The 10,097-nt window shown below is 73.6% G+C and carries 8 protein-coding genes and 2 pseudogenes; 8 read left to right on the forward strand and 2 right to left on the reverse strand.

The genetic code is table 11. The features are described from left to right. The first annotated feature begins 126 nt into the window (after positions 1-126). Together ACTWP8_RS10560 and ACTWP8_RS10565 are read left to right on the forward strand one after the other, a co-directional pair. Complete coding sequence (locus ACTWP8_RS10560) at positions 127-711, forward strand: sigma-70 family RNA polymerase sigma factor (RefSeq protein ID WP_443321864.1); 585 nt, start codon at positions 127-129, stop codon at positions 709-711. Between the two features lie 143 nt (positions 712-854). Further along, positions 855-1,358, forward strand: coding sequence for a GNAT family N-acetyltransferase (locus ACTWP8_RS10565; protein WP_443318124.1), 504 nt, complete (start codon positions 855-857; stop codon positions 1,356-1,358). A 37-nt stretch (positions 1,359-1,395) separates the two neighbouring features. Here ACTWP8_RS10565 and ACTWP8_RS10570 read toward each other — a convergent pair whose 3' ends face one another. Continuing rightward, positions 1,396-1,836, reverse strand: coding sequence for a hypothetical protein (locus ACTWP8_RS10570; protein WP_443321886.1), 441 nt, complete (start codon positions 1,834-1,836; stop codon positions 1,396-1,398). Between the two features lie 19 nt (positions 1,837-1,855). Next, positions 1,856-2,224 (reverse strand): hypothetical protein, encoded by a 369-nt coding sequence (locus ACTWP8_RS10575; protein WP_443321865.1) that lies wholly within the window; start codon positions 2,222-2,224, stop codon positions 1,856-1,858. 112 nt (positions 2,225-2,336) lie between these two features. Between ACTWP8_RS10575 and ACTWP8_RS10580 the strand changes: the two genes are divergently transcribed. The 6 genes and pseudogenes from ACTWP8_RS10580 (at position 2,337) to cobT (ending at position 9,636) form a co-directional block, all read left to right on the forward strand. Then, entirely contained in the window at positions 2,337-2,984 is a 648-nt protein-coding gene (locus ACTWP8_RS10580) for an HAD family hydrolase (protein ID WP_443321866.1), read from the forward strand. Between the two features lie 58 nt (positions 2,985-3,042). Continuing rightward, positions 3,043-3,231, forward strand: a pseudogene (locus ACTWP8_RS10585) (ATP-binding cassette domain-containing protein); the annotation flags it as partial. After that, positions 3,222-3,362, forward strand: a pseudogene (locus ACTWP8_RS10590) (MetQ/NlpA family ABC transporter substrate-binding protein); the annotation flags it as partial. The pseudogenes ACTWP8_RS10585 and ACTWP8_RS10590, both read left to right, overlap by 10 nt. A gap of 220 nt (positions 3,363-3,582) precedes the next feature. Continuing rightward, positions 3,583-4,221: a GNAT family N-acetyltransferase gene (locus ACTWP8_RS10595; RefSeq protein WP_443321867.1), complete on the forward strand. Its 639-nt coding sequence runs from the start codon at positions 3,583-3,585 to the stop codon at positions 4,219-4,221. A 140-nt stretch (positions 4,222-4,361) separates the two neighbouring features. Further along, on the forward strand, positions 4,362-5,621 hold the full coding sequence (gene cbiE / locus ACTWP8_RS10600) for a precorrin-6y C5,15-methyltransferase (decarboxylating) subunit CbiE (RefSeq protein ID WP_443321868.1): 1,260 nt from the start codon (positions 4,362-4,364) through the stop codon (positions 5,619-5,621). 316 nt (positions 5,622-5,937) lie between these two features. Beyond that, positions 5,938-9,636, forward strand: a complete 3,699-nt coding sequence (gene cobT / locus ACTWP8_RS10605) for a nicotinate-nucleotide--dimethylbenzimidazole phosphoribosyltransferase (RefSeq protein WP_443321869.1) — start codon at positions 5,938-5,940, stop codon at positions 9,634-9,636. Positions 9,637-10,097 lie beyond the last annotated feature (461 nt).

The raw sequence follows: 10,097 nt of genomic DNA on the forward strand, positions 1-10,097 counted from the left end.
CAACGTGGGGAGAAAAGCGGCAGATTGGCGTGAAGGCGGCGGAGCCCCTTGGGCGTGGCGCCACACGGATGGGTGAGTTCGGTGCGGCCGGGCAACCGGGGGCCTGTGGCCGGTGTCACGGTCGGTATGGGACCGACCGAGTTGCTCAGCGCGCTGCGCCCGCTCCTCGCCGCCGAGGCCGAAGCCGAGGCGTACGGCACGGGCGTCGACCCCGCCGACCTCGAACAGGGCGTCTGGCTCCGCCTGTTGGAGCACACCCGCGACGCCGGGCCGCCGCCCGCCCCCGCGGCCTGGCTCCGCGCCGCCGTCCGCACCGAGGTGCGCAGCGCCCGCCGCCGGGCGCGCCGCGAGGTCCCGTACGACGGCCGCCGCGCCCCCGCGGCCGCCCCGGATGCGCTCCGCCACGCAAACCCCCGTACCCTCCCCGCCGCCGACCGCATCAGCGACCCTGGGACGGCCGTGGAGGACCGCGTCCTCGACGCCGAGGCCCGGCGGACGCTGCGCGCCGCCGTCGCGCGGCTCCCCGGCCGCTGCCCGCGCCTGCTCCGCGCGATGCTGTCGCCGAGGGACCCCACGTACCGCGAAGTCGCAGGCGAGTTGGGAATCTCACAAGGCAGTTTGGGGCCCGTACGTTCCCGATGCCTTGGATGTTTGCGCAGAATGCTGCTGGCGGAGGTTGCGGCTTCGGACTTCAGGGGAAGGGAGCGTTAGCCGACCGGCGCCACGGAGGCGGCGTGCACCTCCCAGCGGTAGCTGGGGGAGCACCCCACGACGGCTCCGGTCAGGGCCCACAGCCCGGGCATCCCAACACCCTCAATGCGCCCGGGCGGACCGACTAGGGGAGGCATGCGCACATGGGCACGAGCGTGACCATCTCTGACGCTACCGAGCAGGACGCCGAGCAGATCCTGAAGCTGCAGTACCTGTGCTACCAGAGCGAGGCGGAACTCTACGGCGACTACACACTCGAGCCGCTCACCCAGACGCTGGACGACCTCCGCGCCGAGCTGAGCCAGGGCCGTGTGCTCGTGGCCCGGCTCGGCGAGGAGGTCGTCGGCTCGGTGCGCGGCACCGTCGACGAGGACGGCACCGCCAGCCTCGCCAAGCTGATCGTGCATCCCCGGATGCAGCGGCACGGCCTCGGCGGGCGGCTGCTCGGGGCGATCGAGGCGCGGCTCGCGGAGGACCTGGCGGCCAAGCGGTACCGGCTGTTCACCGGCCACCGCAGCCAGGGCAACCTCCGGCTCTACCGCAAGTACGGGTACGCGCCCGTCGGCACCGAGGAGGTCTCCCGCCGGCTCAGCCTGATCACGCTGGAGAAGGACCGGGCGGCCACGGCATTCGTGGCCAGCGCCTGAACCGAACGCGCCAGAGGGCCCGTCGGGCGATGTGCGGTTACGCCCGGCGGGCCTTGCGCAGCCAGAGCAGGCCGGTCACCGGCAGCACCATGGGCAGGAACAGATAGCCCATGCCGTAGTCGGACCAGACGGTCGCGTCCGGGAAGGCGGACGGTTCGACGAGCGTCCAGGTGCCCACGGTCAGGACGCCGACGAGCTCGGCGGCGCAGCAGCCCATGGCCAGCCGGCGCGCGGTCTCGCCGCCGCGCACCAGCGAGACGAGGATGAACGCGTAGACGACCGCGGCGACCGCCGACAGCACGTACGCGAGCGGCGCCTCCTCGAACTTCATGATCATCTGGGCGATCGAGCGGGACGCCGCGCCAACGGTGAACACCCCGTACAGCAGGACCAGCAGTCGCCCCGGGCCCTGGCCGAGCCGTCCCGCGGCGCCCGGTCCTGACCGGCCGTCCGCGCCGGTCGATGCCGTCTCGGCCACGGCGGACTCATGCAGCGATTCAGGCACCGGAGCCTCCCCAGATGTCGAACAGCCGGACCTCGAGCACGGCCAGCACCACCGCTCCTGCCGCCACGGTCGCCGAACCCCAGCGCGTCCGCTCCGCCAGCGACATGAAGCCCGCGGCGGGCACGGCCGCTGCCGCGCCCAGCAGATACGCGACGAAGATGCCGGTGCCGTCGCCCGGCTTCTCGCCGCGCGCCAGCAGGACCACGCCCACGACCAGTTGCACGACGACGAGGACCGTCACCACGGCCATGCCGATGAAGTGCCAGTCCTTGGTCGGCTGGTCCCGGTATGCGGCGAAACCGCACCACGCGGCCAGCGCCAGCGCGGCCGCGCCGACGGCAACCGTCAGCGCGTCGATCACCGTGACCTCGCCGCGGAGGCCGAAGAGCGGTTGAACAGCATGGGAAGACTCTAATGCGCCCGATTGATCCCGCTGTACGCGCCCCCGGAGCCACCCCGTAGGCTCGCGGACCATGAAGATCTCCGCCGACGCGCTGCTGTTCGACATGGACGGAACCCTGATCTCCTCCATGGAGTCGGTGGTCCGCTGCTGGACGCGGTGGGCGCAGGAGTACGGGATAGCGGCCGAGGACTTCGCCCGCGTGCCGCTGCACGGGCGCCCCGCTGTGGAGATCATCGCCGAACTGCTGCCCGCCGAGCGGATCCAGGGGGCCCTCGCCCGTATCGAGCAGCTCGAGGTCGAGGACGTGTCCGGCGGCGTCGTCATCCTGCCCGGCACCAAGGAGCTGCTCGCCTCGCTGCCCGACGGCAGTTGGGCCGTGGTCACCTCCGCCACGCGCCGCCTGGCCGAGGCGCGGCTGCACGAGGTCGCCATCCACCCGCCGCTGCTCGTCGCCGCGGACGACATCACCCGCGGCAAGCCCGACCCGGAGCCCTTCCTGCTCGCGGCCGTGAAGCTCGGTGCCGAGCCCGCTCGTTGCGCCGTGTTCGAGGACGCTCCCGCGGGGCTGGCGTCGGGCCGGGCCGCCGGGATGAGGACCGTGGCACTGGCCACGACCCATGAGCTTGCGGAGCTGGCCGCGGACGTGGTCGTCGCCGACCTGTCGGCCGTATCCGCGCAGGCCACGGACGACGGAGTGGCGATCACGGCGGGCGGCTGAGCCGCCCGTCCCAGTACCTGATCAGGTCTGCCCGATACGCGGACGCAGGTGATCGGGCAGCGGAGCGGGCACGTCCACCCTGATCCGGTGCGTGAACCTGCTGGAGCGGCCCAGCTCCGGCACGGTCACCGTCGACGGCCAGGACCTCACCGCCCTCGCCGGCCGGGGCCGGCGTGCGAGCGCCGCCCTGCGCGAGGCGCGGACCCGTATCGGCATGGTCTTCCGGCACTTCAACCTGCTGTCCTCGCCGCAGGGGCCCTCACCCTCGGGCTCTCCGCCTGCGGCTCGGACTCCGGCTCCGGTTCCGGCTCCGCCAAGGCCAACGCCGACGCCCCGCTCGTCGTCGCCGCGAGCCCGGTTCCGCACGCCGAGATTCTTACGTAGGAGCAAGACAAGGGTCCGGTGCTGCGGGTCGCCGCCGGGTGACCGCACCCCCGCATACCGCGGAAGCGATGGGCTCCCCTTGCAGGTGCGGAGCCCGTCGCACCCGCCTGCGCACAGCGACCGGGGTGTGACCCGGAGCTGACCCGGTGCTGCCGTTGCGCAGCCCCATGCTGCATCCTGGGGTACTCCATCACCCCCTGTTACGGAGTGGCGCATGACATCCACCTTCCCGGACATCTCCATCAGCACGGACCGGCTGGTGCTGCGCCCGTTCGAGGAAGGGGACGTACCCGAGCTCGCGGACATGATGAACGACGAACTCGTCACGGCCTGGACGTCCGTACCCCAGCCGTACACCCTCGACGACGCCCGCGCCTGGGTCACCCGGCTCGCGCCCGCCGAGCGCGCCGAGGGCCGCGGCATCGTCTTCGCCATCACCGAGCTCCTCACCCAGCGGCTGGTCGGCACCGTGCATCTGCAGAACACGGACTGGCGCTGCCGCTCCACCGAGGTCGGCTACGTCACCGCACCCTGGGCCCGCGGCGAGGGATACGCCTCCGAGTCGGTGCACGCCCTGGCACAGTGGCTCTTCCGGGACCAGAAGTTCGAGCGCATCGAGCTGCGCACCGCGGCCGACAACACCGCGTCCCAGCAGGTCGCGCAGAAGATCGGCGGCATCAGCGAAGGCGTGCTCCGCAACGCGTGGATAGCCCGCACCCAAACGGAGGATGGCAGCTGGACCGACATCCGCACCGACCTGATCGTCTGGAGCCTGCTGCCGGAGGACCTCGAGGACCTCTCCGAGCCGGTGGCCGACGGCGGCGGCAACGCCGCGTACCCCGACTGGGGCTGACCGACCCCGACCTGGGATTACCGGTCCGTACCAGCCGGGGTACTGTGCTCATCCGGGGCAAACCCGTACCCCCGATGTGCCACCCGTGCCCGCCCACCCCGCGGGCCCCGACCTGCGACTTGCCCAGGAGACTGACGACGATGGCCGACCGGGTCACGGTGATCGGCTGGGACGGCTCGCCCCTGACCGGCGCAGCCCGCTCCGCGCTCGGCGCGGCCACCCTCGTGGCCGGCGCCGGCCACCACCTGGCGCTCCCCGAAGTTCCGCCCGCCGCCGAGCGCATCAGGCTCGGCAGCGTGGACCTCGCCGCCCGCCGGATCGCGGGGCACCGCGGCACCGCGGTCGTCCTCGCCGACGGTGACCCCGGATTCTTCGGCGTCGTACGGGCTCTGCGCGCGCCCGAGCACGGACTCGAGGTCGAGGTGGTGCCCGCTGTCTCCTCCGTCGCCACCGCCTTCGCCCGGGCCGGCATGCCCTGGGACGACGCCCAGATCGTCGTCGCGCACAGCCGCGATCTGCGCCGCGCGGTGAACGTCTGCCGGGCACACCCCAAAGTCGCCGTCCTCACCTCGCCCGGCGCCGGACCCGCCGAACTCGCCCTGCTCCTCGGCCCGGTGCACCGCACCTTCGTCATCTGCGAGGAACTGGGCACCGCCCGCGAGCAGGTGACCGTCCTGACCTCCGACAAGGTCGCCGACCACACCTGGCGCGACCCCAACGTCGTCATCTCCATCGGCGGTTTCCAGACTGCCTCCGTGCCCGGCGTCGCCGTCCAGGGCGGCAGCTGGATCGCGGGACGGGACCCCGGGCAGCCCCCCACGGTCCGCGGCTGGGCGCTCCCCGCACACGACTACGGCTTCGGCCCCGGGGCGCACGACGGACCGGGCGAGGGCGAGTCGCCCCAGCTCAGAGCCGCCCAACTCGCCCGGCTCGGCCCCCGCGTGGGCGACCTCGTCTGGGACATCGGCGCGGGCAGCGGCGCGGCCGCCGTCGAGGCCGCGCGGTTCGGCGCGGCCGTCATCGCCGTCGACAAGGACCCCGACGCGTGCGGGCGCACCGCGGCCGTCGCCCGCCACTACGGCGTCCAGCTCCAGCTCGTGCACGGAACCGCGCCGCACATTCTCGAAGACCTGCCCGAACCCGACGTCGTACGGGTGGGTGGCGGGGGAGCCCCCGTCGTGGCCGCCTGCGCCGCCCGCCGCCCGGAGCGGATCGTCGCCCACGCCCCGACGCGCGACGCCGCGGAAGCCATCGGCAGGGCACTCTCCGACGGTGGCTACGCCGTCGAATGTGCCTTGATCCAGTCTGTGGAGTTGGACACGTCGGTGGCCTCGGCATGGGCGGAGCACAACCGTGCAGTGGCGTTTCTGCTGTGCGGTCACCGCCTTTCCAGGCCCTGAGAAGCCGCCGGGGGCCCGCCCGGTGGGCCGGTTGCAGACTGGCTGGGAACCGGCGTTCCGGCATGCGGCCCGTGACGTGCGGACAGCCTCCGGGCGGTAGGCTGGCGGACTGTTGTACCGCCGCACGGCGTTCGATGCTTCGTTCGCCAATGTCCTGAAATCTCCCCCGTATTGAGGGTGAGTGGTACGGCGGTCGGGGGACGCGCGACGTGCCGCGCGGCGTACACGCTCGTTGTTCCTACGGGGCGGTCGCTGCGCCGCGGCCGGGCGGCCGGAAGCGGTTGGAAGGAGCACTACCGATGGGCGAGGGGTACGCATGACTGACACCGGCCAGGTCCCGGGCGAGGGGCTGCCGGAGAACGCAGGCGGACAGCAGGAGACGCCGCGGTACGCGGCTCCCGCCACCCCCGCAGGCCCCGGCCTGCCGGAGCAGCCGGGCGGCATCCCGGCGCCGGGTGCGTACGCCTTCCACGACCCGGCGACGAACGGGCGTGAGGAGGACGACCTGCTGCTGATGCCGGGGGCGCAAGGGGCCTGGAGCGAACAGCCCCAGGGCACGGCGCCCTCTCAGGCGCACGCGCAGCCCCATGGCGGGGTGCCGCCTCGGGCCCAGGACCAGCAGCAGGGCGCGGTGCCGCCCCAGGCGCAGGCCCAGCCGCAGATTCCGGCTCAGGCCGCCGGATATCCGCAGCAGCCCGGGCAGGAGCAGGAGCCGTATTTCGCCCCGCAGCCGCACGCATACGTGCCGCCGCAGGCTCAGCAGCCCGCGGACTCCGGGGCATACGAGCCGGGGATGCATCACGCTCAGGCCGGGACGCATGAGACCGGAGGCCGCGACACCGGGTCCGTCGACTACGGCGCGGTGCGGATGCCCCAGGGTTCCGCGCCCCAGCCCCCCGCCCAGCAGCCGATGGCGTCGCCGTCGCACCCGTCGCCCGTCTCCTCGACACCGCCTGCCGGGACGCCGACGCCCGCGCGGCGGCCGCTTCACCTCGGGCCTCCGGTACCGGAGGCGTCCGGCGGGGTCGTGCGCTCGCTCGCCGACCGCGGTCCGGCGGGTGTGCGCGCGCAGGCGGGGTCGCCGGCCGCCCCCCTGGCCGGACCGGTGACCGCCGGGCCCGAGTACCTCGACGTGCCTCAGGAGGTGGCGCCCGCCGTCGCCGTGTCCGTAGCGGCGTACGCGGAGCAGGCCGCGGGGGTGCTGCCCGGCCCGCAGCTGGGCGAGATTCCGCCGCTGGTTGCGCACTGGAATCCGCAGCCGCCGCATGACGGATCGGCTGTCCGGGCGGAGAATCCTGCGGGAGCGGCCGCACCGGCTGGTGTTGCGGAGTCCGCAGAAACGGTGGGCCGGGCCAACGGAGACGGCACCCCGGCGGAGCCGTCTCAGGTGCAGGCGGAGGCGCAGGTCCAGGAGCAACCGGGCGGCCCGGTACCGGCCCAGGAGCCGGCGCAGGTCCAGGAGCCCGTACCGGCGCCCGGGCCCGAGCAGGCGCCCGGGGCCTCGCTGCCGGATGAGCCGCCGGCACCCGTCGGGGCCGGTGGCCCCCGCGAGACCGAGGCTGTAAGGACGCCGGGTGACCGTCCGGGCGTGCCGGATGTGCCGGAAGCCGTCGGCGGGCAGCCGGAACCGACTGATGCGCAGCACGAACCGGCCAGTGCGGAACTGCCGTTGAGCCCTGCTGTACCGCCACAGCAGTCGGCCGCTCCGGCCGACACCGGCTCCGCGCCCGAAGAAGTGGCTCCGGAGGCCCAGCAGCCCGCGGGTGCAAGCGACGTAGCAGCCGATGCCGGCGCCGATGGCGACGGCAGCGGCGCGGACCAAGTGCCGGCGCAGGCGGCGGAGTCGGCCACAGCGCAGGCGCCGGAAAAGACGGCTGCCGCCCGACCGGGAGCCTCCGCCGGGGACTCGGCGCCCGAAGCCGGGACACCGGCCACGTGGCCCGAGCCCCAGCCGCAGCCCGAGGCCGAGCGGGAGGCCGAACAGAGAGCTGAGCAGGTCGCCGAGCAGTTCGCCCCGGCTGAGGCAGACGAGGGAACGGCCGCGCACCGCTCTGAGCAGGAGCAGGCTCCGGCCGAGCCCGGCAAGGTCCTGGCCGACGAACTCGTCGCGCCCAGGTCCGTACCGCCGCAGGCCGATGCCGAGCCGGCCCCGGAGCCCGCGGCCGTCGATGCGACCGAGCCCGAGCCCGAGGCGCAGCCCGCGCCCACGGCCGCCTCCGATGACGAGGCGGCGGCCGACAGCGACGACGCGGCCGCGGACCGCGCCGACGGCACCCTCCGCGCCCCCGCAGAGGGGTACGGAGACGCCGAACGCGAAGCCGTACTCCGCGTCATGCGCGAACGCCGTGACATCCGCAACGGCTTCCGCTCGGACCCGGTCCCGCACGACGTACTGCTGCGGGTCCTCGAGGCCGCCCACACCGCGCCCAGCGTCGGCCACTCCCAGCCCTGGGACTTCGTCGTCATCCGCTCCGCCGAGACCCGGCGCACGATGCACGAACTGGCCACGCGCCAGCGCGAGGCGTACGCCAAGTCCCTCCCCAAGGGCAGGGCGAAGCAGTTCAAGGAACTGAAGATCGAGGCCATCCTCGACACGCCGGTGAACATCGTCGTCACCGCCGACCCCACCCGCGGCGGCCGCCACACCCTCGGCCGTCACACGCAACCGCAGATGGCGCCGTACTCCTCCGCGCTCGCCGTCGAGAACCTCTGGCTCGCGGCACGGGCCGAGGGCCTGGGCGTCGGCTGGGTCAGCTTCTTCGACGAGCGCGAGATGGTCCGGGCCCTCGGCCTGCCCGAGCATCTGGAGGTCGTGGCCTACCTGTGCGTCGGGTACGTCGACGAGTTCCCGGACGAGCCCGAGCTGATGCAGGCGGGCTGGTCCAAGCGGCGCCCGCTGTCCTGGGTGGTCCACGAGGAGACGTACGGCCGCCGGGCGCTCCCCGGCGAGCAGCCGCACGACCTCCTGCAGGAAACCCTCCAGGGCATCCGCCCGCTGGACGCCAAGGCGCTCGGCGAGGCGTGGGAGCGGCAGAAGCGGATGACGAAGCCGGCGGGCGCGCTCGGCATGCTGGAGATCATCTCCGCGCAGCTGAGCGGGCTTTCGCGGCAGTGTCCGCCGCCGGTTCCTGAACCCGCGGCGGTGGCCATCTTCGCGGGTGACCACGGCGTCCACGCCCAGGGCGTGACCCCGTGGCCGCAGGAGGTCACCGCGCAGATGGTCGCCAACTTCCTGGGCGGCGGGGCGGTGTGCAACGCCTTCGCCAACCAGGTCGGCGCCGAGGTGTGTGTGGTCGACGTGGGCGTGGCGGGCGAACTGCCCAGCACCCCGGGGCTCCTGCCGCGCAAGGTGCGATACGGCACCGGCGACTTCACGACCGGCCCTGCCCTGAGCCGCGAGGAGGTGCTGCGGGCGATCGAGGTCGGCATCGAGACCGCGAGGGATCTGGTCGCGGCGGGCAACAAGGCGCTGCTCAGCGGCGAGATGGGCATCGCCAACACGACGGTTTCGGCCGCGCTGATCTCGGTCTACACCGGCCAGGACCCGTCCGAGGTGACCGGCCGTGGCACCGGCATCAACGACGAGACGCACGCCCGCAAGGTGGACGTGGTGCGCCGCGCCCTCGAACTGCACCAGCCGGACCCGGCCGACCCGGTCGGGGTGCTGGCCGCGGTGGGCGGTCTTGAGCACGCGGCGATCGTCGGCCTGCTGCTGGGCGCGGCGTCGCTCCGTACGCCGGTGATCCTCGACGGCGTCAGCGCGGGCGCGGCGGCTCTGGTCGCCCGGGCGATCGCTCCGGAGGTCCTGGCTGCGTGCATCGCGGGCCACCGCAGCGCGGAGCCGGGCCATGTCGCGGCGCTGACGAAGCTGGGCCTCCGCCCGCTGGTCGACCTCGACCTCCGCCTCGGCGAGGGCACGGGCGCGCTCCTGGCCCTCCCCCTGGTCCAGAGCGCGGCGCGCGCGATGCACGAGGTGGCGACGTTCGACTCGGCAGGGGTCACGGAAAAGGCGTGACCCTCGCCGGGTGGCCGCTCCGCGCTGCGGGTTCGTGGGCCGGGGGCGGGGTGGCCCCTCTCCCGGCGGCATGATTTACGGGCCGACAGCGGGTTGTTCGCCCCCTGCGGGCCGCCGGTAAGCAGACCCGCACATCACGCCTTAGTGCCTGGAGAGGGACGACCCCACCCCGCCGGGAGAGTTGGCCCACCCCTCCCGCCGGTGGCTCAGTGCAAACCGTGTGCAATGGCTCAGTGCAAACCGTGTGCAAACCGTGCGCCCGTGAGGCGTACCGACAGTGCCTGAGTCGGCGAAGCTCTGCCGGTTGGGCCCTGTGACTCTCGCGGCAATGGCCGGGGACTGGTGGTGGAGACAGGCGGTAGACGGGCGACGGCGGGAAGGGGTGGGGCGGGGTGGTCCCGGCAGGGGCGTAAAGCGTGATTTGTGGGCCGGCCTCACCGGCGGCCCGCACGGGACATACG

The sequence above is a fragment of the Streptomyces sp. 7N604 genome (assembly GCF_052245475.1).
Lineage (GTDB): Bacteria > Actinomycetota > Actinomycetes > Streptomycetales > Streptomycetaceae > Streptomyces.

Excerpts from the sequence above, each read along its gene's own strand:
- ACTWP8_RS10565 (WP_443318124.1), top strand. The coding sequence starts at position 855 with ATGGGCACGAGCGTGACCATCTCTGACGCTACCGAGCAGGACGCCGAG.
- ACTWP8_RS10560 (WP_443321864.1), top strand. The coding sequence starts at position 127 with ATGGGACCGACCGAGTTGCTCAGCGCGCTGCGCCCGCTCCTCGCCGCC.
- ACTWP8_RS10580 (WP_443321866.1), top strand. The coding sequence starts at position 2,337 with ATGAAGATCTCCGCCGACGCGCTGCTGTTCGACATGGACGGAACCCTG.
- cbiE (WP_443321868.1), top strand. The coding sequence starts at position 4,362 with ATGGCCGACCGGGTCACGGTGATCGGCTGGGACGGCTCGCCCCTGACC.
- ACTWP8_RS10595 (WP_443321867.1), top strand. The coding sequence starts at position 3,583 with ATGACATCCACCTTCCCGGACATCTCCATCAGCACGGACCGGCTGGTG.
- cobT (WP_443321869.1), top strand. The coding sequence starts at position 5,938 with ATGACTGACACCGGCCAGGTCCCGGGCGAGGGGCTGCCGGAGAACGCA.